The organism is Cytobacillus sp. FSL K6-0265, from assembly GCF_038003465.1.
Lineage (GTDB): Bacteria > Bacillota > Bacilli > Bacillales > Cytobacillaceae > Cytobacillus > Cytobacillus stercorigallinarum.
This window is the reverse complement of sequence record NZ_JBBOPE010000001.1, coordinates 3,312,797-3,333,658: the sequence shown is the minus strand read 5'-3', so window position 1 is coordinate 3,333,658 and position 20,862 is coordinate 3,312,797. Positions and strand designations below refer to the sequence as shown.

The window sequence follows — 20,862 nt, the reverse complement described above, 5'->3', positions numbered from 1 at the left end:
ATCATAAAGGAGTCAAAGGGAATGGGAACACTTTGGTTTGGCGGAAAAGTGTATACAATGCAAACAGCAAATGATTACGTTGAAGCTGTTTTTACAAGAGAAGGGCGAATTATTGCAACAGGTAATGAAGCTGAATTGAGACATGTCTATCAGCATGAGTTGACGAAGTTAGTGGATTTAAAGGGGAGTGTAATGCTCCCAGGCTTTGTTGATAGTCATATGCACTTAATTGGACATGGGGAAAAACTTATTCGTCTTGATTTATCGCAATTCACTTCAAAAGAAGCGAGCTTACAAGCTTTAAAAGAATATAGTGAAGATGCCAACCCTGGTGAGTGGATTATTGGAGAGGGTTGGAATGAGAATCTCTGGGATGAAGCAGAACCTATCGTTGCTAGTGATATAGACAGATGGGTAAATGATCACCCTGTCATGCTTAAACGGGTATGTAGGCATGCGATTAGTGTGAATACAAAGGCAATGGCGCTTGCGGGTATTTCAAAAAAGACAGTCTGTCCTTCAGGTGGTGTAATTGAAAAAGATGAGGATGGTCAGCCGAATGGCTTATTAAAGGATCAAGCACAAGAATTGATTACATCTGTGATACCGTCAGTAACTGATGCTTATATGATGAAAGCTATGAAAGCCGCTATTCGTGACGCACATCGATTAGGTCTTACAGGAGGACATACAGAAGACCTAAATTATTATGGTGGCTTTGAACAGACCTATCAAACTTTTAAAACGGTGATAAAAGATGCCAAGCTTCCGTTTAGAGCACACTTACTCGTTCATCATGAGGTGGTAGATGAACAACAAGCGAAGGCGATTTCTCCTCATCCATTTATAGAATTTGGTGCGATGAAAATATTTGCAGATGGTGCACTTGGCGGAAGAACCGCTTTATTAAGTCATCCATATGCAGATGATAAGGAAACAAGTGGAGTAGCTATATTTACGCAAGAGGAACTAAATGCTTTAGTAGAGAAAGCTCGTTCTTATTCTATGCCTGTTGCCATACATGCGATTGGGGATCAAGCATTCGAAATGGCCCTAACAGCAATAGAGGCACATCCGCAGCATACTAAAGATAGAGATCGAATCATCCATGCGCAAATATTAAGGGAAGAGCTTATTGAGCGAGCGAAAAAACAACCATTAGTTCTTGATATTCAACCGAGTTTTGTTTCCTCAGATTTTCCTTGGGTAATTGAACGAATTGGGGAAGAACATATGAAATGGTGCTATGCTTGGCGTACTCTCATGCAAGAGGGTGTAATATGTGCAGGTGGATCGGATGCGCCTATTGAACCACTAAGTCCATTGTTAGGTATCCATGCAGCAGTTACCAGAACAAACGTGAATGATTCGAATGAAACGGTTTATGATATCAACCAAACACTTTCACCTTTTAATGCGGTGTGGTTGTATACGAGAGGAAGCGCTTATGCATGTAGTCATGAGCATGAACGCGGGATGATTGTAGAGGGATTTGTAGCGGATTTTACGATTTTAAAAGAAGATATTTTTAGCATCCCTGTGCAAGAAATCCCCAACATCACTATTGAAATGACTGTGGTAGCAGACGAGATTGTTTATACAAAAAGTTAAAATAGTTTAAAAACTATTGTCTATTCCATTCTTTTAGGCGTATAATACATTTTATTTCGAATATAGAAAGAATTGAGGATAGAAAATGGCGCAAGATGTTAAGCAAGGTGTAATTTATGCAGGTTTATCGTATGTGTTATGGGGAATACTGCCGATTTATTGGAAGTTAATAGGCGGGGTTAGTGCTGGCGAAACACTTGCTAACCGGGTCATTTGGAGCTTTATTTTTATGCTGATTTTATTGCTATTTTTAGGTAAATTGCGTACTTTTATGACTGTTGTAAAAGGACTGTGGCAAACAAAGAAGCAGTTGTTCGGACTAATTATCGCTTCTCTATTAGTAAGTGCGAATTGGTTTATCTTTATATGGGCTGTAAATAATGGACAAATGATTGAAACTAGCATGGGATACTATATTAATCCGTTGATTAGTGTGCTCCTAGGGATGGTCGTTTTCAAAGAGCGGTTATCTATTTCTCAATATGTTTCTTTCTCACTAGCGGCCATTGGTGTGATTATTTTAACTGTTTCATATGGTTCATTTCCTTGGGTTTCCTTTTTACTTGCTTTAAGCTTCGCACTGTATGGGTTAGCGAAAAAAATAGTGAAAGTAGATGCAGCCATTGGCCTTACACTTGAAACGATGGTTATTACGCCAATTGCTTTACTATATATGGGTAGTTTGTTTGGGCAGCAAAAACAGATGCTGTTTCATGGAAACGTTGGTTTAGATTTATTATTGATTGGCGCTGGAGTAGCAACAGCCGTACCATTATTGCTTTTTGCTAACGGAGTCCAACGAATTCCTCTTTCAATGGTAGGGTTTTTACAATATATTGCGCCAACGATCATGCTTGTTTTAGGTGTGTTTGTATATGGTGAATATTTCTCTAAAGCACATTTCTTATCCTTTTTGTTTATATGGATTTCGCTGACTATTTATTCTTTATCCCGTACAAAGTGGGTTTTATTATGGGAAAGTAAAATAGCTAGAGGAAAACAAATAGGGATGTGAAGAAGCGGCTGGTTCTAATATCTCTTCTTAGGTCTATGCCGAGATCTTCTTGCGTTAAGGTCGCTAAAGTATGGTGGATATCAACTATTGCATCCCATTTTAGAATAAAGCCGTTGAAATTTTAAGATAATAAAATTTCAACGGCTTTCATTTTGGTTACCTCTCTATCGCGTTCATTTTGTTGTCCTGGCCATTCTTTATAAGAAGGTTCTCTTCACTTTTTCCCAAAAAGAGTTGTCTTTTAATTTAACGGTTTTTATACTGTGTGGACTTAAGGTGATTTCTATTTCATCGACATGCTGAATACTTAATGCTTCATTATCCATCCCCATGATAGGGTGATCATTTCCCTCATGTGTGATTTTTAATGTTAAAGTTCTTTGTTCTCCTAAAATGAATGAAGAGCCAAGTGTACGATACTTATTATTATTTAAAGAGGCAAGCTCGCTTACTTGTAAACATGGTAGCATGGGGTCTACAATCGCACCGTTGACTGATTTATTATAAGCGGTACTACCAGTAGGAGTTGAAACGATCATTCCATCACCACGGAATGTTTCAAATAATTGACCATCTATATAGATTTCCATCACTAATGTTTTAATAATACTAGACCTGATGGAGAACTCATTTAAGCATTGAAAAGAGGTTTCCCCATCAACTGTAACTTGGATTGTGGGATATTTACGAACTTCAATATTTTCATTTTGTGCTGCTTCTAACATTTTCGAAGGCTCATTTAATTGAAAGTCACAGTAAATACCTAATGGCCCATGTGTGGAGATCCCTGCGTATAGACAATCATTACGAAATCCCGTTTTCCTTACTGCTTGTAAGAACGCGCCATCTTCTCCAATACTAACAATAATGGTCGCTTCTTTCGGATCTGTTACTATAGTAAAGCCATGATTGCTTGCTTGTTGTTTTAAGTTTTCTACAATTGCAAGTGTTTCGGTGTCTTGTTTATGGTAGAAATATAAAAGTCGTTGATGCATGAAAAAACCTCCTTTAATGTTTCATAAAAAATGTGTTGGAAAGATAAAATGAATAAAGGTGCTTATGATTTGAAGAAGTGACATTTTTTGCTATCATAAGAAGAGATAACCTAATCATCTTAATTCTTATTCTATGGGAAGAGGATACATAATTCAAAGGAGGAATGATGGAATGACAGCAAAGAGATGGGCTGCTTTGGGAATTGCTGCTGTTTTATTTGCATTTTCAGTAGGAATTAACTTTATGTCTACCTTGGCATCAACGAATTTTGAAGATACCTTTTCAAACTTGATGGCCACAGGCGACGATGCTTTTACTGAAGAAATCATCGAAACAGGAGAGTCTTTAAATAAAATTGCTGTATTAAATTTAAATGGGACGATTCAGGATACGGGTGAGAGTGGCTCATTATTAGCATCTTCTACATATAACCACAATCGTTTTATGAAATTATTAAACCATGTGAAAGATGATACCACTGTTAAAGGTGTTGTAATTAAAGTGAATACACCGGGTGGGGGTGTTGTTGAGAGCGCGCAAATTCACGATAAAATTGTTGAAATTCAAGAAGAGGCGAATAAACCTGTGTATATTTCTATGGGTTCTATGGCTGCGTCTGGTGGATATTATATTTCAGCTCCGGCGGAAAAAATCTTCGCTAGTGCAGATACAATGACAGGTTCATTAGGTGTCATTATGCAAGGGGTAAACATTACCGAACTTGCGGATAAGATAGGCGTTGAATTCAATACAATCAAAAGTGGCGAATTTAAAGACATTATGAGTCAAACGAGAGAAATGACTAAAGAAGAACAAAACATTTTACAAGAAATGATAGATAATGCTTACCAAGGATTCGTAGAGGTTATTGCTTCTGGGCGGGAGATGTCAGAAAATCAAGTCCGTGAACTAGCAGATGGTCGTATTTATGATGGTCGTCAAGCATTAGATAAACAATTAATTGACGGATTAGGCTATGCAGAAGATGTCATTAATGAAATGAAAAACGATGTCGGCTTAGAAAACGCTGCAGTTATTCAATATAGCGATAATGTTGGTTTCGGCTCACTTCTTAGTGTGGCAGCAAATAAAGTTGCTGGGAATGATCTGCAAATGGAAGGTGTAATGAAGCTTCTTACACAGCCGAATTCCCCACGCCTAATGTATTTATATGCTGAATAGAAAGGAGGCCTATTTGCATGCATAATCAAGACGAATCCGAAAATAAGGAATTGCTGCAACAAGAAGAAGGTTATGAACAAGCAGTGCCTTCCGAATTGATGACTGTGACTGAAGAGTATCGTTTAGCGGGGTTTTGGATGAGATTTTGGGCGTATTTATTAGATTGGCTAATAATTGGTAGCATTAATAGTATCCTGATTTACCCTGTTTTTAGAGCTTTAGATGTTTCTTTAGATAACTCGTCTTACTTTTCTGCTGTTGCGATTGCAACCACATTGACCTTCTATCTGTATTTTGTTCTTATGACGAAATACCTCGGGCAAACATTAGGAAAAATGGTATTCGGTTTAAGAGTCGTACAAATAGATGGAGGGAAGCTTTCGTGGGGAACGATTCTTTTTAGAGAGTGGATTGGTCGCTTCATCTCAGGTACAGTGATGATGCTTCCTTACCTTGTCGTAGCTTTTCATCCAAAAAAGAAGGGCATACATGACCTATTTGCAGATACAACCGTTGTCCATGAGAGATAATTGAATAGCTCGGTATATAAAAAGTCATTCCTTTAAGGGGTGGCTTTTTGTTATGTGAAATAATCAGTGTATGTAATTAACCCAAGCTCACTGCTTAGCTTTTTATATTGTCTACTTGACAGGGGCAAGACCAATATGGGGCTATCTAACTAAAGCCCCGTTAGTTAGTTAAATAAGAGTTTTTACAAATCCTATGCTTTTTGCTTCATATCCCATATTTTTATAAAATGGATGTGCATTATCTGTTCTGTACGATTTCCACTATTTAAACCAATCCCATCAGCACCTGAAATTATTGCAATGCTTTCGGCTTCAGTTAATAAACGCCTTCCTATTCCTTTACTTCTAAATTTGGAAACCTCTACAAAAGCAATTACACGAGCGTATATACCATCTTTGTTATAAAGGACACCAGTATGAAATCTAACCATTCCAACAACTTTTTCTTTATAGATTGCAACTAAAGTATAATGGTTTGTAGTAGCTTCAATATTATTAAACCTAATCCTCATTTGCTCTATTGAGTTCTGATAACCAAGTTGGTCCATTAATGATGCTAATTCTTTTATATCATTTGAAGTTGCTTTTCTAATCTCCATTTGTTTCTTCCCCTAAAATCAAATCAATAATATATTCCATATATTTTCAGAGAAATCTTTGTTGAATTAACCTGCTTACTCTAGTGAAATTACCTTATAAAGGTGGGCTTTCATTCCATCAAATGCGTTTTGAAATGCTTCTTTCTTTGTATTTTCCCTTTTCACACCATAAAGAAGCACTAATAATATCCATTAGTGCTATAATTATCTTGTTGAAGGAGGTGAAAGAATGATAAAAAGAAAATTAGTTACCTCACTTTTAACATTTTTTATATCTACCTTAATAATTACTCTATTGGTTCCGATTGATATTTTATTAGGTGAATATAATGAACCACGCGATTTTTTCATTTTTTTTGATGACTTTATAATTTACTCTATTTATATTGGAGCTGGAATTTTTCTTTATGGTTTACCTTTATCGATTGTCATAGAAAAAATATTAAAGAAATCTAAAGAAGCACGTTTTTTCTTTACGTTTGCGTTCCATCTTCTATTAGGAATTATCCCTTTTTTTTTATTATGGTTTTTCACCTTGTTTTCAGTAATGATATCAGTTTTATTCTTTATTGTTGACGAAATCTTGAGGACTATAAATAGTAAAAGCTTTAAAAAATAAGATCATGGTATTTTTCTACACCAAGGGTAGTAATTGTTTTTCAAAAAGAAAAAGCTTTTTACTAATTAATGTAATAAGGCTTTTTCTTTTTTTATCGTTATTATTGTTAATATGAGAATTAAACCTGTGATTTGGTTCATATGGCCATAAATACTTAATCCCTTTATTTGCAATAGCATGAATTCTATTAGAAACATCAGAGTTTGGTATAAAAATATACATTTCATGGGACGGAGCTTGATCATGTTGGCCGGTTATATTGTAACTACTAATTTTATATACAGTGGCTTGATATGTATAAGTAATATCTGGTGAAAGGGCATCTCCGAAAGGTATTCCTACATCATGTTTTAGTTGATAATTAACTCTTGTTGAATTTTTTACTATGTTACTTATTTTAATAAATGTAGCAGGTGCTGTACCAACCCAAAGTGGTCTATAAGAATAATCATAGAAGAAAGTAGAGTTAACCCTTTTGCGAAGCTAATTGGTACCAAAAGAGCAATAAAATTTGGAGATGTTAATTTGAGAAAGTTTAACCAAAGGTAAAAATGACCATACTAATTGCTTGAAAGGCAGGGGTGCTCATTATGGTATGGTTCATCATTATTGCTGGTCTTATTTTTTTCTTTTTCCTTCTCATGTTTGCAATATTTTTTTCTAAACTCTCCATTACTGTTCATTTTTATTATTACGATAAACAAAGTCACCTCAGTATAAAGTTAAAATTTTGGAAATGGCTCAAGTATACAATTGATATCCCTTTGATGGAAGTGGATCCGCAAAATGCAGAAATTAAGTTAAAGGAAGAAAAGACAGCATCAGGAGGAGAGACGAAAGAGGACTCGAAGAATATTACTGCAGAAGATTTGTTAAACAGCTTTAAGGATATGGATGAGCTCTTAAAGCATGTCGTTTCTTTTTATCATATTATTCGCCATTTCATGAGTAAGGTCATTGTTCGTCAGCTGCGTTGGCATACAGTTATTGGTGTAGGAAATGCAGCGTTAACGGGTGTCTTAACTGGTGGGTTTTGGTCTGTTAAAGGCAGTATAATTGGCGTGTTAAGCCATTATATGAAATTAAAGACTAGACCAGATATTGCTATTTCACCACAGTTTCAATTTGCGGTCGCTCAAACCTCTTTCATATGTATGATTCAATTTCGTATCGGGCATGCTATGCTTGCAGGATTTAAACTGATTAAATTTTGGAAAGGTGGCAAAGCTCATTTTAAGACAAGCCAGCTTTCTATTTTATCAGGTGATAAACCTAAAACATACTAGATGAGAAGGGGCGATTGAGAATGTCTGATCATCCAATACAAGGCTTGATGACAACTGCAATGGAAAACTTGAAAGAAATGGTGGATGTAAATACGATCATTGGTGACCCAGTGGAAACACCAGATGGCAGTGTGATTATTACAGTTTCAAAAGTGGGCTTTGGTTTTGCTGCTGGAGGCTCGGAGTTTATGATGGATGGAAGCAAAAAAGATAGTAATGATAGTGAATCCAAAGGCCATCCTTTTGGAGGAGGTAGCGGTGGAGGTGTTTCTATCACGCCAATCGCATTCCTTATAGTTAACTCTCATGAAGTAAAAATGGTTCACTTAGATGAGAGCACCCATCTTTATGAAAAAATCTTAGATTTAGCACCTCAAGCAGTTGATAAAATCCAACATTTATTTAATAAGAAGGAACATAAAGAAGAATCATCACAAGAGAAAGAGCATCAAGACAAAAGTAATTTAGACTTTTAAACAAATATGTTTCAATCAAAAATCTGAACAATATTCAAAGGTAAAAGGTTTTGAATCGTTCAGATTTTTCCTTATGCCTGCCTTTCATCGGATTCATTTCAATTGCAAAAAAGATTCTGAAAAGCTATCATTTAAACGTACATACTTATAAATAAAGGAGGAAGTTATGATGGCATCAGTTACATTTAAAGGGAATCCTGTTACACTGCTAGGAAATGAAGTGAAAGTTGGGGATCAGGCACCTCAGTTCTCTGTCTTAGCCAATGATTTATCTGAAGTAACTTTAGCTAATACAAAAGGGAAAATCCGTTTAATTAGTGTGGTTCCTTCTGTTGATACAGGCGTTTGTGATGCACAAACAAGAAAGTTTAATGAAGAAGCATCAGGACTGAACAATGTTGAGGTATTAACCATTAGCGTGGACCTTCCATTTGCTCAAAAACGCTGGTGTGCTGCTTCCGGATTAGAAAATGTACAAACTCTTTCAGATCATAGAGATTTATCTTTTGGTGAAGCGTATGGTGTTGTAATGCAAGAGCTTCGTTTGTTAGCTCGTTCGGTATTTGTTGTAGATTCCAATGACCAAGTGGTTTATGTAGAGTATGTTGGAGAAGGAACAGATCATCCAAACTATGAAGCAGCAATTGAAGCAGCAAAATCAGCAAAATAAGTAGGATCATTTGATGAAGCACGAGCAGTTTCTGAATCATTTTCAGAAATGGCTTGTGCTTTTTTAGTACAATCCTTCTTTTGCCATTTTGCTGTCCTATCAGTTGTCACTTTGCAGCTCTCCCGTTGAAAAAAAATATTCACTGCTTCGTCTGAACAACATGGCCCTCCTCTAGTACAGAACTACCATTCATTGAATTCAATTAGTTAGAATATATGAAATAAACTTCATCACTTGAGAATGGTGATAAAGCTAGGTACAATAAGGAGATATAGTATAGGAACGGGAGCGATGATGACCAATGAAAGTTTTGCCGGTGGAAGAAGTATTTACATTATTAAATGAAACGGCGGAGTTATTGAAGGAAGAATTAAATATCACATATCTTGAGGCATTAGCAGAAACGGGAGAAAATGTATTTCAAGGTGCAATACTTCAAGAGGAACTGAGTGAACTGACAACGAAGCGTCTTGAGAAAAGTTATGAATCCTTTCATATGAGTAAATTTACAAAAGAAGATTTAAGAAAGGGATTTCAACTTTCCATCCTTAAAGGCATGAAAGAAAATGTTCAACCTAACCATCAAATGACACCAGACTCTATAGGATTGTTAATGGGGTATTTAGTAAATAAGTTTATTGATCAATCTTCTTTTTCCTTATTAGACCCAGCAGTTGGAACCGGTAATCTCATTACAACAGTGATGAATGCACAATCTGGTAAAATGGTAGAAGCAACAGGTGTGGAAATTGATGACCTCTTGATTAAACTTGCGTATGTGAATGCGAACTGGCAGGAACATCCAATCCGCTTCTACAATCAAGATAGCTTAGAGCCGTTATTTATCAATGAGGTAGATGTGGTTGTAAGTGATTTACCTGTTGGCTATTATCCAAACGATTTACGCGCGCAAGATTATGAGCTTAAGGCTGATGAAGGTCATGCGTATGCCCATCACTTATTTATAGAACAAAGCTTTAAACATGTAAAAGAAGGTGGATTTCTGTTCTTATTAATTCCAAACGGTCTGTTTGAAAGTCCACAAGCTCCAAAGTTACATGACTTTTTGAAGAAGTACGCAATTATTCAAGGCTTATTACATTTACCAATGAACTTATTCAAAAATGAACAAGCAGCTAAAAGTATATTTATCCTTCAGAAAAAAGGGAAAGCTGTCAAACCTCCGAAAGAGTCATTACTTGTCAATCTGCCTTCCTTGTCAAAAGCAGATGACGTTGATCGTGTTTTAACAAAAGTGAGTAATTGGATTAAAGAAAACAAAGGTTCATAAAATGATGAAGGATTTCGGTAAAAAATAGCCGAGGTCCTTTTTCGTTTTTGCAGATTCTAAAGATGATACTTATAAAGTTATGTGATACGGAAGTCTATTTTATCTAATACAATATTCCGAATTTAACTACTTTCTATTTCCTGTTATAATTCCTTGAAATATGATGTAACTCATGTTTAAATGAATTTTTGATGAGATAAACTTCGATCAATAAACGATGTTTTTATAAATAACTTAGGAAATATTAGATATAAGGAAGTGAATCATTTGACTAAAATTATGGCCATTAATGCAGGTAGTTCTTCTTTGAAATTTCAATTATTCGATATGCCAGAAGAAAAAGTAATTACAAAAGGAATAGTAGAAAGAATTGGATTAGAACATGCGGTCTTTACAATAGTAGTGAACGGTGAAAAAAGAACAAAAGAACTAGAGATTCCCAATCATGAAGTAGCTGTGCAATTACTTTTGCATGAGTTAACAGCACATGAAATTATTGCTGAACTAGACGAAATCGTTGGTGTAGGTCATCGTGTAGTTCACGGTGGAGAAGACTTCTCGCAATCCGTGTTGATTACAGATGAAGTGATGGATAAAATCAGTAAACTATCTGATTTAGCTCCGCTGCATAATCCTGCAAATTTAACGGGGATTTTAGCATTCAAACAGGCATTACCAGATGTTCCAGCAGTAGCGGTTTTTGATACAGCCTTCCATCAATCCATGCCGGAAAGTTCTTACTTATACAGTCTTCCGTATCGTTATTATACTGAGTATGATATAAGAAAGTATGGATTCCACGGAACGTCACATAAATATGTATCGGAACGAGCAGCTGAATTGTTAGGGAGACCGCTTGAGCAATTACGATTAATTTCTTGCCACTTAGGTAATGGTGCGAGTATTGCAGCGATTGAAAGTGGAAAGTCTATTGATACATCCATGGGCTTTACACCATTAGCTGGCGTAACGATGGGAACGAGATCAGGAGATATTGACCCTGCGCTTATTCCGTTTATCATGCAAAAAACGGAGAAGTCAGCAGATGAAGTGTTAGATGTGTTAAATAAACAAAGTGGCATGCTTGGTGTTACTGGTTTTTCAAGTGATTTAAGAGATATTGAGACGGCGGCGGAAGAGGGCAATGATCGTGCCGAATTAGCATTAGAAATATTCGCAAACCATATTCATAAATATATCGGTTCATATGCAGCGAAAATGTATGGTGTCGATGCGATTATCTTTACAGCTGGTATCGGTGAAAACAGTGATGTTGTAAGAGAAAGAGTATTAAGGGGACTGGAGTTTATGGGTGTTTATTGGGATCCTGCACTTAATAAAGTCCGTGGTCGTGAGGCGTTTATAAACTATCCGCATAGTCCGGTAAAAGTCATCATCATTCCTACAAACGAAGAAGTAATGATTGCAAGAGATACGATTGAATTAATATCATAATGTAATTAACATTCGCTCCGGCTCCCCTTTTTGGTGGAGTCGGTTTTTGTATTTGGAAGAAAATAGTTAAGGGAATGAAATGCTATATTAACAGATAGAAGACCAGGAAAGATAGCAGTAGATCGTTCTCCACTTTCCATAAAGAGTATCAAGTCGTTAACTTAGTCATCCTTCACTAAAGAATCTGATAGTCTAATCAGTCTGGCTAATAAGAGCAACGTGCTTATTATTAGTTAATTTGCTATACTATTAACAAAATCTAGTAGCGAATGGAGGATAAGGAGATGCCATTATCTACACGTGAACAAATGGTACTTAATGAAATCCGTGAATGGGAAAATCAATTATATAGCTACGAAGCGAATGATATTGAGCGTTCATATGAACATTATCTAGAATACTCTTTTTCATTATTATCAGAAAATGTACAAAAACAAGTGTTTTCTCTGATGGATAGTTGGATGTTTCATTTACATGCACTTATCCAAGGGTCACAATTACAGCTTGATGCAAAAGAAAGAATTTTATCTTCAGGTAGGATTTTCCAAAAGGATATTGATACATTACATGATATGCATACTTTGACGATTGATCAATTATCATACATAGCTAAACAGCAAATTGCTAGACACCGTATGTATTCTTTAGCACAAGGTGGTGCGACAGGAACGGGTGGGCTGATGATGCTAGGAAGTGATATTCCGGCAATGGCTGTCATCAATTTAAGAGCCGTTCAGTTAATTGCCATGACTTATGGTGTCGAAGTAAATACACCATTTGAAATGATGAGTTCATTAAAAGTTTTTCATGCCGCTACCTTACCAAGGAGAATCCAAGGAGAAGCTTGGGATGACTTAATGAAGGACTTAGACCAGCATGACGATTTATATTTTTATGAGGGAAAAGAAGAATTAACAGATATTACGTGGTTAGAACAACCGATGAAGCAAATGTTTAAAGCGGTAGCGATTGTTTTACTCAGAAAGAAGACGTTACAAGGAATACCAGTCATCAGTATGGCAATAGGCGCGGGTACTAATTACCAATTAACAAGAAATGTAACGGACTTTGCTCATAAGTATTATCAGTATCGCTATTTATTAAATAAGTCAGGGTGATTGTAAACGATGAGCGTAACGGAACATATGAAGGCTTCGTTAACTGTAGGCTGTAAAGTCATCACAGTCAGTGATACAAGAGATAAGGAAACAGATAAAAGTGGACAATTAATGATTGCATTACTTGAGCAAGCGGGTCATAAAGTGAATGCCTATGAAATTGTCAAAGACGAAAGTGAGGCAATTGAACAAAGTGTACGAGCTGGATATGACCAAGAGGATGTTGATATAATATTAACGAATGGTGGTACAGGTATTGCTTTACGCGATGTCACAATTGAAACGGTGCAACGTTTGTTTGATAAAAAGATTGATGGCTTCGGTGAGCTATTTCGCATGCTTAGTTATACCGAGGATATCGGTTCTAGTGCCATGATGTCGAGAGCGATAGCGGGTGTAATTAAACATAAAGCGGTGTTTTGTACACCTGGATCCTCTGGTGCTGTCAAATTAGCGATGAACAAATTGATATTGCCTGAGATCAGTCATGTCGTGAAAGAGTTACGTAAAGATTTATATTAAAGAGAGTGGTCCGAACCATTAGCGTTCGGGCCTATTCATTAAAAGTGACCTTTAAGCGTTACCTCTTGGTCAGTTCGGAACCAAAGCCATAATTCATTTATTTGTGAGGCTAATTCGGCAATTTCGTGATTGAGTTTACAAGAAGTTTCAAAATCACTTTCATTGGAGAGCTCTTCTTGTTTCCTATTAATGATGCTTTCTATATTTTTTATACGGTCTGGGATTTTACCACGAACGGTTTCCCAATGAACTAAAATTTGTTGTTGCTCAATTGAAGTTAATGCCTCCCAATCCTTTTGTATTGTTGGTAAATCAATAGATAACCTTTGATTGAACGTAAAATGTTGTTGCATTGTTTGCCCCCTCCCTAAAATCTTTATTATTTATAAGTGTATCTTCTTTTTCAAATCATAGCTATATACCCTTCCATTTGCTTGGCCAAGTGAATATAGTAAAAGTAATCATATTGAGAAAGGAATGGCAAGTAATGAAAAATATCTTCTGGATTCTTCTATTTATTCTGCTTTGCCTTTCTCCATCCCCTTCTAATGCTAAAGCGAATACAAACACCATGCAAGCAAAAAAAGTACATTATAGGCAATTGCAAAAAGGGCTGCCTGAAGATGTTGGTATCAGTAGTGAGCGTTTAAAAGTTGTGGATGAATGTATAACAACGGAAATATCTCGTGGTTTTCCAGGCGCTGTTTTAGTAATCATTAAGGATGGAAAAATTATTAAAGAATCAGCGTATGGCTTTGCTAAACAATATGTTGGACATTCCGTATTATCGGAACCATTAAAAATGAAAACAACAACCATTTTTGACCTCGCATCAAATACAAAAATGTTCAGTACAAATTTTGCTATGCAACGGTTGGTTTCCCAAGGAAAAGTTGACTTGAAGCAATCTGTCCAATATTATTTACCAGCATTTAAAGACAGTGACAATGATGTGATAAAAGGAAAAGCAACGATAACAGTAACCGATCTGTTGCAGCATACTGCTGGACTACCAAGCAGTATACATTATCACGATCCAAAAAAAGCAGGCGTCCTATATTCTCAAGATAGAGAGTTAACTAAAAAGATGGTCGTAGCTACACCACTGAACCATCCGCCCCATACAACACAAATATATAGTGATATTGATTATATGCTATTAGGGATGATTATTGAAGAAGTGACGAATATAGCATTAGACGACTATGTTGAAAAGGAAATCTATAACCCCCTTGGCCTTATTCATACTAAGTATAATCCTTTACAAAAAGGAGAAAGACAAAATGAATTTGCCGCAACCGAGTTATTTGGTAATACAAGAGATGGTGCCATTTCTTTTCCTCATATAAGGAAGCATACATTACAAGGCGAAGTTCATGATGAGAAGGCATTTTATAGTATGGCGGGTGTATCAGGGCACGCTGGACTATTTTCTACTGGTAGGGAAATGGCTGTATTATTACAAGTGATGTTAAATGGAGGCGGCTACGGGAATATTGAACTTTTTAATCAGTCAACTATCAATCAGTTTACAACCCCTTCATCCCCTGGCTCTTCTTTTGCATTAGGTTGGAGGATCAATAGTGACGATCATATGCATCAATTCTTTAGTGAAAGTGCACCGAGCACTGCCATTGGTCACACAGGCTGGACAGGAACAATGACGGTCATTGATAAGGAAAATCAGCTTGGCATATGTTTACTAACAAATAAAAGACACTCACATGTAATTGATCCTCAAAAGAATCCAAATGTTTTTGCAGGTGATCAGTCAGCTATTAGTAATTATGGGAAGGTAATAGACCTTATTTATAAGGCAATAATCTCTTAGCAATCATTGCTATAAATAAATAAAAACGAGAGTAAGGAAACTAAGATAAAAGCCAATAAGGTTTTTATCTTTTTTTTATAATAGTTTGTAATGTATGCTGGAATTTTTGCTTCCTCTCTACCCTTTCACTTGTTTCGATTGGACGGATATTTATGTGGGTTTATGCATTTATGGATATTTTATAGAAATTGTAGATAACCTATTGCAATTTTAGGGAAAGGTTGTTAAAGTATTAACATAATCAGTTGAATAAAAATATAAGTTATTGAATATTTATACGTACTTACTTCAAGGAGGAAATAAAAAATGTCAAATCCAAAAGTTGTTCTTGCCTATTCAGGCGGTTTAGATACTTCAGTTGCAATTAAATGGTTAGGAGATCAAGGTTACGCTGTTGTTGCTTGTTGTCTAGATGTTGGTGAAGGAAAAGACCTTGATTTCGTAAAAGAAAAAGCACTTCAGGTAGGTGCAGTTGCTTCTTACGTGATTGATGCAAGAGAGGAATTCGCGCAAGAATTTGCCCTTGTAGCCTTACAAGCACATGCTTTATATGAAAATAAATATCCATTAGTATCAGCGCTTTCTCGCCCGTTGATTGCAAAAAAATTAGTAGAAGTAGCTGAAAAAGAAGGTGCGGTTGCTGTTGCTCACGGCTGTACGGGTAAAGGTAATGATCAGGTCCGTTTTGAAGTGGCGATTGCGGGATTAAATCCTGACTTAGAAGTCTTAGCACCAGTGCGTGATTGGAAATGGTCTCGTGAAGAAGAAATTGCTTATGCAAAAGAAAATGGTATTCCTGTACCGATTCAGTTAGATTCTCCATACTCAATTGACCAAAACTTATGGGGAAGAAGTAATGAGTGCGGAATTCTCGAAGATCCTTGGGCAGCACCACCAGAAGATGCATATGATTTAACAAATAGTCTTGAAAATACGCCAGATACACCAGAAATCATTGAAATCGGTTTTGAAGAAGGTGTACCTGTGACATTAAACGGGAAATCATATATGCTTTCTCAGCTAATTACAGAATTAAATTACATTGCTGGAAAACATGGCGTTGGCCGTATTGACCATGTGGAGAACCGATTAGTAGGTATTAAATCACGTGAAATTTATGAAGTGCCAGGTGCTACTACTTTAATGAAAGCACATAAAGAGCTGGAAGATTTAACACTTGTAAAAGAATTAGCACATTTTAAACCAATTATTGAAAAGCAGGTCGCTGAATTAATCTATAACGGACTTTGGTTCTCTCAATTAAGAACAGCTCTTCAAGCATTCTTAAAAGAGTCGCAAAAATACGTAACAGGTACAGTAAGAGTGAAATTATTTAAAGGCCATGCGATTGTTGAAGGAAGAAAATCTCCTTATTCTTTATACGATGAAAAACTTGCCACATACACTTCTGATGATGAATTTGATCATAATGCAGCGATCGGTTTCATTAAATTATGGGGTCTACCAACAAAAGTACAAAGTGCGGTGCAAGGCAACAAGAAGGTGACAGTGTGAAGAAACTTTGGGGAGGCAGATTCACCAAATCTGCTGAAGAATGGGTCGATGAATTTGGCGCATCCATCTCCTTTGATCAGGAGCTAGTACAAGAAGATTTGCAAGGAAGCATTGCTCATGTGACAATGCTTTCTGCAAATGGCATTATTAGCGAAGAGGATGCTGAAAAAATTAAATCTGGCTTGCAAACATTACAAGAAAAAGCTGCTAATGAGGAAATTGAATATTCAGTTAAACTTGAAGATATTCACCTTAATTTAGAAAGTGCATTAACTGAACTTGTCGGTCCTGTTGGTGGAAAGCTACATACAGCTCGTAGCCGTAACGACCAGGTTGCTACTGATATGCATTTATATTTAAAGAAGCAGGTTCAAACAATTCTTATGCTTGTTGAAGAACTGCAAAATGCATTACTCACACAAGCGGAAGCGAACGTTGAAACAGTGATGCCAGGATATACTCATTTACAAAGAGCGCAACCCATTTCATTTGCTCATCACTTAATGGCATACTTCTGGATGCTTGATCGTGATAAACAACGTTATGAAGAAAGCATGAAACGTATTAACGTTTCTCCACTTGGAGCTGGTGCATTGGCTGGAACAACTTTTCCGATTGATCGCTATCAAACAGCCGAATTGCTTGGTTTTGAAGGGATTTATGAAAACAGCTTAGATGCTGTGAGTGATCGCGATTTTATTCTGGAATTTTTATCTACAAGTTCAACACTTATGATGCATCTATCCCGATTAAGTGAAGAACTCATTCTCTGGTCAAGTCAAGAATTCCAATTCATTGAATTAGATGATAGTTTCGCAACAGGAAGCAGTATTATGCCACAAAAGAAGAATCCGGATATGGCTGAGTTAATACGCGGCAAAACGGGACGAGTATACGGAAATCTTATGGGCATGTTGACTGTTTTAAAAGGCTTACCACTTGCTTATAACAAAGATATGCAAGAAGATAAGGAAGGCATGTTTGATACAGTCAAAACGGTTGTTGGTTCACTAAAAATCTTTGTCGGCATGATTGAGACAATGAAGGTGAAAACAACGCAAATGGAGAAGGCGACAAAGAATGACTTCTCTAATGCAACTGAATTAGCTGATTATCTTTCAAGTAAAGGAGTCCCATTCCGTGAAGCGCATGAAATCGTTGGTAAGCTTGTGCTTACTTGCGTGCAAAAAGGTTGTTTCTTAATGGATCTATCACTTGAGGAATATAGAGACGTGAATGATTTATTTGAAGAAGATATTTATAGGGTGCTTGATCCATATACTGCTGTTGAAAGAAGAAATAGCGCAGGTGGAACAGGCTTCGACCAGGTAAGAATCGCTATCGATAAAGCGAAAGCCAAGCTAAATACAGAAGAGCATGCGTAAGTGCGCATGCTCTTCTTCGCTATTTTTATGAGTGCTTCTCTGCTACGCTTGCCTCTCCGCTTTTTTGCTTTGCGGATTTATTCGGCCTGACCACAAGTACATCGCAAGGGGCGTGGCGTGTAATGTATTCTGATACACTACCAATTAAGAAACGTTCAACAGCATTCAGCCCCGTTGCTCCACATATAATAAGATCGATTGGCTTTGTTTTGGCGATATCTTTCGTTATGATTATTTTGGGAGATCCATATTCGATTAAATACTCTACTTTAGTAACGTTTGCCTGTGTACAAACTTCTTTATAACGTGCCATTAAGTTTTCAGCAAATTCTGTAGCTCTAACAGACGTAGAGTGATCATAGGCTTCAATAGCATTGGTACGAGTATCAACAACATGAGCTAAAATGAGAGTGGCATCACTATTCTTCACCATTTCAATTGCTTGGTTAAATGCCTCATCTGCTTCTACTGAACCATCTACTGCGACTAAAATGTTTTCATAATGTTTACTCATTTAAATCTCCTCCTTTATCTATTATTATACATACCCTTTTTATGAATAAATGTAGCCATTTTTCAAACAATAATAAAGAAAAATAATGACAAAGGAGTGAACAATCTTGAAAAAAGAAGAAAGAAATGAATGGAACCAATTGTATGATGAAAATGAAGCAGAACAATCCATTAGCGATTCAATAATGGAAGCATATAACGGTGGGGCAGTTAGTCGCCAACAATTGACGAACGAAAACAATGAAGATGATTTAAGTTGAATAAACAAAGGCGTTTTGTCATATGACAAGCGCCTTTTATATGAGCTTGTAAACAAAAAATTCAATAAGCGTATATTTATTGTTAAAATAATTTTTGTGATGGATCTATTGTTGATAAGGCACGAATGCATATAGGTCATGTCCATTAATCGTAATTTATATTAGAATAGTATGATAGGGGAAAGATTTAGTAGAGGGAGAGAAGAAGATGGAGCAAAAAAAGCTTGATCCAAGATATAAAGTTGCCAATCGTGAAGCGCTTATCGGTGTCGGTATTGCGCTGGTCAACTTTTTCATATGGTATTCTTTTGCCTACGGTTTAGGTAGTAAGCCAGTTGAAGAGTATCAATTTATCTTAGGATTACCTTCGTGGTTTTTCTATAGCTGCGTGTTAGGTTTTCTAATGATTACTGTCATTGTTTGGTTGGTTGTGAAGTTCTTATTCTCTGATGTACCTTTTGAGGAGGAAGAACAATGAATTGGGGAGTGGCTATACCGTTAATTATTTTTTTATGTTCGCTATTCTTTTTTGGTATTTATGCGACAAAATATTTAAAACATGGGCCCGATTTTTTACAAGAATATTTTCTAGGTGGAAGAAATCTTGGTGGTTTATTATTGGCGATGACGATGGTCGCTACATATGGGAGTGCGTCAAGCTTCATCGGTGGACCTGGAATTGCTTATAACATGGGTCTTGGCTGGGTGTTATTGTCCATGTCACAAGTGGTAACAGGCTACTTTACACTTGCAATCTTAGGTAAAAAATTTGCGATTATCTCTAGGAAAACAAAAGCGGTTACTTTAAATGATTTCTTAAGAGAACGCTATCAAAGTAAATGGGTAGTCATCTTATCGTCAATTTGTATAGTTGTTTTCCTATTTGCTTCTATGTCGGCGCAGTGGATTGGTGGTGGCCGATTATTAGAATCATTTATGGGATTGTCGTATCAATCAGCACTTTTAATTTTTACATTATCTGTTCTCATTTTTGTTGTCATTGGTGGATTTCGTGCAGTTGCCATCACTGATACAGTTCTCGGTATGATCATGTTAATTGGTACCATTATTATTTTAGTAGGCACCATCATTGCTGGTGGTGGGGTACCGAATATTATGGAGAAATTAACAGCTGAAAATCCTAACCTGATTACACCTTTTGGTGCGGACGGTTCACTCACGCCTTTATATGTATCCAGTTTTTGGATCTTGGTTGGTGTTGGTGTTGTTGGTTTACCGCAAATTGCTGTCAGAGCAATGTCTTACAAAAACTCAAAGGCGATGCATACAGCGATGATTATTGGAACACTTGTTACAGGAGCTATTATGCTAGGTATGCACCTAACAGGTGTTTTTGCACGAGCAGTGCTTCCTGGAATTGAAGTAGGTGATACGGTGATGCCGCAATTGACCCTAACCATTTTACCATCATGGTTAGCTGGGATTGTGTTAGCGGCTCCGATTGCAGCGGTTATCTCAACAGTCAATGCATTGTTACTTCTTGTTAGTTCATCGTTGGTGAAAGATATTTACATAAATTATATTAACAACAATGCAACAGATCAGTTTATTAAAAGGTTGACGCTTTCCGTGACAGCCATTATTGGGATTCTTGTGTATATTGTCAGTATAGAGCCCCCTGATCTTCTTATCTGGCTTAATTTATTTGCTTTTGGAGGCTTAGAAGCAGCCTTTATTTGGCCAATTATTATGGGCCTTTATTGGAAAAAAGGAAATGCCTATGGGGCACTAGCTTCTATGATTGCAGGGGTAGGCAGTTATATTATCATTGATCGTTTATTTCCGGATTTATTAGGGATGCACCCGGTTGTTGTTCCCGTGTTCCTATCTTTCATTATTTATGTGGTTGTTAGTTTGTTCACCCAATATAAAAACCCAACGCAACAACAGCAGATCATCGAAAAATTTTGGTATGTTTCAAAGTAGTAATAATCGAAATCAAATGCAAAGTCAAACGAAACCTGAAC

23 protein-coding genes are annotated in these 20,862 nt (G+C 36.5%); 18 read left to right on the top strand and 5 right to left on the bottom strand.

The window, feature by feature from the left end:
* Positions 1–21: 21 nt before the first annotated feature.
* Together MHH73_RS16795 and rarD are read left to right on the top strand one after the other, a co-directional pair.
* Complete coding sequence (locus tag MHH73_RS16795; RefSeq protein WP_341068223.1) at positions 22–1,611, top strand: amidohydrolase; 1,590 nt, start codon at positions 22–24, stop codon at positions 1,609–1,611.
* A gap of 85 nt (positions 1,612–1,696) precedes the next feature.
* A complete protein-coding gene (rarD, locus tag MHH73_RS16790; protein WP_341068220.1) occupies positions 1,697–2,626 on the top strand; it encodes an EamA family transporter RarD in 930 nt (309 codons plus the stop codon).
* A 197-nt stretch (positions 2,627–2,823) separates the two neighbouring features.
* Here the strand turns inward: rarD and MHH73_RS16785 are convergent, their stop codons facing one another.
* Complete coding sequence (locus MHH73_RS16785) at positions 2,824–3,621, bottom strand: NAD kinase (RefSeq protein ID WP_191809964.1); 798 nt, start codon at positions 3,619–3,621, stop codon at positions 2,824–2,826.
* A gap of 172 nt (positions 3,622–3,793) precedes the next feature.
* Between MHH73_RS16785 and sppA the strand changes: the two genes are divergently transcribed.
* Both sppA and MHH73_RS16775 read left to right on the top strand, forming a co-directional pair.
* On the top strand, positions 3,794–4,804 hold the full coding sequence (gene sppA, locus MHH73_RS16780; protein ID WP_341068218.1) for a signal peptide peptidase SppA: 1,011 nt from the start codon (positions 3,794–3,796) through the stop codon (positions 4,802–4,804).
* A gap of 17 nt (positions 4,805–4,821) precedes the next feature.
* The gene (locus tag MHH73_RS16775; RefSeq protein ID WP_191809968.1) at positions 4,822–5,334 is read left to right on the top strand and encodes an RDD family protein; all 513 of its coding nucleotides are present in this window, start codon (positions 4,822–4,824) and stop codon (positions 5,332–5,334) included.
* A 191-nt stretch (positions 5,335–5,525) separates the two neighbouring features.
* Here MHH73_RS16775 and MHH73_RS16770 read toward each other — a convergent pair whose 3' ends face one another.
* The gene (locus MHH73_RS16770; protein ID WP_225230358.1) at positions 5,526–5,933 is read right to left on the bottom strand and encodes a GNAT family N-acetyltransferase; all 408 of its coding nucleotides are present in this window, start codon (positions 5,931–5,933) and stop codon (positions 5,526–5,528) included.
* Positions 5,934–6,162: 229 nt separating this feature from the next.
* On the opposite strand from MHH73_RS16770, the gene MHH73_RS16765 reads away from it, so the two are divergent.
* The 4 genes from MHH73_RS16765 (at position 6,163) to tpx (ending at position 8,984) form a co-directional block, all read left to right on the top strand.
* Positions 6,163–6,552 carry a hypothetical protein gene (locus tag MHH73_RS16765; RefSeq protein ID WP_191809970.1) on the top strand — a complete coding sequence of 130 codons (390 nt, stop codon included), beginning with the start codon at positions 6,163–6,165 and terminating at the stop codon, positions 6,550–6,552.
* Between the two features lie 590 nt (positions 6,553–7,142).
* The gene (locus MHH73_RS16760) at positions 7,143–7,838 is read left to right on the top strand and encodes a DUF2953 domain-containing protein (RefSeq protein ID WP_191809972.1); all 696 of its coding nucleotides are present in this window, start codon (positions 7,143–7,145) and stop codon (positions 7,836–7,838) included.
* Between the two features lie 20 nt (positions 7,839–7,858).
* Complete coding sequence (ytfJ, locus tag MHH73_RS16755) at positions 7,859–8,314, top strand: GerW family sporulation protein (protein WP_191809974.1); 456 nt, start codon at positions 7,859–7,861, stop codon at positions 8,312–8,314.
* Between the two features lie 169 nt (positions 8,315–8,483).
* Positions 8,484–8,984 carry a thiol peroxidase gene (gene tpx / locus MHH73_RS16750; protein WP_341068214.1) on the top strand — a complete coding sequence of 167 codons (501 nt, stop codon included), beginning with the start codon at positions 8,484–8,486 and terminating at the stop codon, positions 8,982–8,984.
* On the opposite strand, the gene MHH73_RS16745 is transcribed toward tpx, so the two are convergent.
* Positions 8,945–9,094: a hypothetical protein gene (locus MHH73_RS16745; RefSeq protein WP_341068212.1), complete on the bottom strand. Its 150-nt coding sequence runs from the start codon at positions 9,092–9,094 to the stop codon at positions 8,945–8,947. The two genes, tpx and MHH73_RS16745, sit on opposite strands and share 40 nt — an antisense overlap.
* Before the next feature lie 191 nt (positions 9,095–9,285).
* On the opposite strand from MHH73_RS16745, the gene MHH73_RS16740 reads away from it, so the two are divergent.
* The 4 genes from MHH73_RS16740 to MHH73_RS16725 all read left to right on the top strand — a co-directional run bounded on the left by MHH73_RS16740 (position 9,286) and on the right by MHH73_RS16725 (position 13,370).
* Positions 9,286–10,275 carry a class I SAM-dependent methyltransferase gene (locus tag MHH73_RS16740; protein WP_191809978.1) on the top strand — a complete coding sequence of 330 codons (990 nt, stop codon included), beginning with the start codon at positions 9,286–9,288 and terminating at the stop codon, positions 10,273–10,275.
* A 267-nt stretch (positions 10,276–10,542) separates the two neighbouring features.
* Entirely contained in the window at positions 10,543–11,730 is a 1,188-nt protein-coding gene (locus MHH73_RS16735; RefSeq protein ID WP_191809980.1) for an acetate kinase, read from the top strand.
* Between the two features lie 284 nt (positions 11,731–12,014).
* Entirely contained in the window at positions 12,015–12,848 is an 834-nt protein-coding gene (locus tag MHH73_RS16730; protein WP_341068211.1) for an EcsC family protein, read from the top strand.
* Between the two features lie 9 nt (positions 12,849–12,857).
* On the top strand, positions 12,858–13,370 hold the full coding sequence (locus tag MHH73_RS16725) for a MogA/MoaB family molybdenum cofactor biosynthesis protein (protein ID WP_191809984.1): 513 nt from the start codon (positions 12,858–12,860) through the stop codon (positions 13,368–13,370).
* A gap of 38 nt (positions 13,371–13,408) precedes the next feature.
* On the opposite strand, the gene MHH73_RS16720 is transcribed toward MHH73_RS16725, so the two are convergent.
* A complete protein-coding gene (locus tag MHH73_RS16720) occupies positions 13,409–13,723 on the bottom strand; it encodes a hypothetical protein (protein ID WP_191809986.1) in 315 nt (104 codons plus the stop codon).
* A gap of 134 nt (positions 13,724–13,857) precedes the next feature.
* Between MHH73_RS16720 and pbp4b the strand changes: the two genes are divergently transcribed.
* From pbp4b to argH, 3 genes are all read left to right on the top strand, one after another.
* Positions 13,858–15,201, top strand: a complete 1,344-nt coding sequence (pbp4b, locus tag MHH73_RS16715; protein ID WP_191809988.1) for a penicillin binding protein PBP4B — start codon at positions 13,858–13,860, stop codon at positions 15,199–15,201.
* A 306-nt stretch (positions 15,202–15,507) separates the two neighbouring features.
* On the top strand, positions 15,508–16,716 hold the full coding sequence (locus MHH73_RS16710; protein ID WP_191809990.1) for an argininosuccinate synthase: 1,209 nt from the start codon (positions 15,508–15,510) through the stop codon (positions 16,714–16,716).
* Positions 16,713–18,101 (top strand): argininosuccinate lyase, encoded by a 1,389-nt coding sequence (gene argH / locus MHH73_RS16705; protein WP_191809992.1) that lies wholly within the window; start codon positions 16,713–16,715, stop codon positions 18,099–18,101. Before MHH73_RS16710 ends, argH begins: the two co-directional genes overlap by 4 nt.
* 25 nt (positions 18,102–18,126) lie before the next feature.
* On the opposite strand, the gene MHH73_RS16700 is transcribed toward argH, so the two are convergent.
* Positions 18,127–18,615 (bottom strand): universal stress protein, encoded by a 489-nt coding sequence (locus MHH73_RS16700; protein ID WP_191809994.1) that lies wholly within the window; start codon positions 18,613–18,615, stop codon positions 18,127–18,129.
* Between the two features lie 106 nt (positions 18,616–18,721).
* On the opposite strand from MHH73_RS16700, the gene MHH73_RS16695 reads away from it, so the two are divergent.
* From MHH73_RS16695 to panF, 3 genes are all read left to right on the top strand, one after another.
* Entirely contained in the window at positions 18,722–18,874 is a 153-nt protein-coding gene (locus MHH73_RS16695) for a hypothetical protein (protein ID WP_191809997.1), read from the top strand.
* Positions 18,875–19,082: 208 nt separating this feature from the next.
* A complete protein-coding gene (locus MHH73_RS16690; protein ID WP_191809999.1) occupies positions 19,083–19,352 on the top strand; it encodes a YhdT family protein in 270 nt (89 codons plus the stop codon).
* Positions 19,349–20,821, top strand: a complete 1,473-nt coding sequence (panF, locus tag MHH73_RS16685) for a sodium/pantothenate symporter (RefSeq protein ID WP_191810001.1) — start codon at positions 19,349–19,351, stop codon at positions 20,819–20,821. The genes MHH73_RS16690 and panF overlap by 4 nt, the downstream gene beginning before the upstream one ends.
* Positions 20,822–20,862: the final 41 nt, after the last annotated feature.

Coding starts and splice junctions, on each gene's coding strand:
- pbp4b (WP_191809988.1), top strand. CDS start 13,858: ATGAAAAATATCTTCTGGATTCTTCTATTTATTCTGCTTTGCCTTTCT.
- MHH73_RS16765 (WP_191809970.1), top strand. CDS start 6,163: ATGATAAAAAGAAAATTAGTTACCTCACTTTTAACATTTTTTATATCT.
- MHH73_RS16710 (WP_191809990.1), top strand. CDS start 15,508: ATGTCAAATCCAAAAGTTGTTCTTGCCTATTCAGGCGGTTTAGATACT.
- MHH73_RS16690 (WP_191809999.1), top strand. CDS start 19,083: ATGGAGCAAAAAAAGCTTGATCCAAGATATAAAGTTGCCAATCGTGAA.
- panF (WP_191810001.1), top strand. CDS start 19,349: ATGAATTGGGGAGTGGCTATACCGTTAATTATTTTTTTATGTTCGCTA.
- MHH73_RS16725 (WP_191809984.1), top strand. CDS start 12,858: ATGAGCGTAACGGAACATATGAAGGCTTCGTTAACTGTAGGCTGTAAA.
- MHH73_RS16795 (WP_341068223.1), top strand. CDS start 22: ATGGGAACACTTTGGTTTGGCGGAAAAGTGTATACAATGCAAACAGCA.
- MHH73_RS16740 (WP_191809978.1), top strand. CDS start 9,286: ATGAAAGTTTTGCCGGTGGAAGAAGTATTTACATTATTAAATGAAACG.
- MHH73_RS16760 (WP_191809972.1), top strand. CDS start 7,143: ATGGTATGGTTCATCATTATTGCTGGTCTTATTTTTTTCTTTTTCCTT.
- MHH73_RS16720 (WP_191809986.1), bottom strand. CDS start 13,723: ATGCAACAACATTTTACGTTCAATCAAAGGTTATCTATTGATTTACCA.
- MHH73_RS16700 (WP_191809994.1), bottom strand. CDS start 18,615: ATGAGTAAACATTATGAAAACATTTTAGTCGCAGTAGATGGTTCAGTA.
- MHH73_RS16785 (WP_191809964.1), bottom strand. CDS start 3,621: ATGCATCAACGACTTTTATATTTCTACCATAAACAAGACACCGAAACA.
- MHH73_RS16730 (WP_341068211.1), top strand. CDS start 12,015: ATGCCATTATCTACACGTGAACAAATGGTACTTAATGAAATCCGTGAA.
- tpx (WP_341068214.1), top strand. CDS start 8,484: ATGGCATCAGTTACATTTAAAGGGAATCCTGTTACACTGCTAGGAAAT.
- ytfJ (WP_191809974.1), top strand. CDS start 7,859: ATGTCTGATCATCCAATACAAGGCTTGATGACAACTGCAATGGAAAAC.
- rarD (WP_341068220.1), top strand. CDS start 1,697: ATGGCGCAAGATGTTAAGCAAGGTGTAATTTATGCAGGTTTATCGTAT.
- MHH73_RS16775 (WP_191809968.1), top strand. CDS start 4,822: ATGCATAATCAAGACGAATCCGAAAATAAGGAATTGCTGCAACAAGAA.
- MHH73_RS16770 (WP_225230358.1), bottom strand. CDS start 5,933: ATGGAGATTAGAAAAGCAACTTCAAATGATATAAAAGAATTAGCATCA.
- sppA (WP_341068218.1), top strand. CDS start 3,794: ATGACAGCAAAGAGATGGGCTGCTTTGGGAATTGCTGCTGTTTTATTT.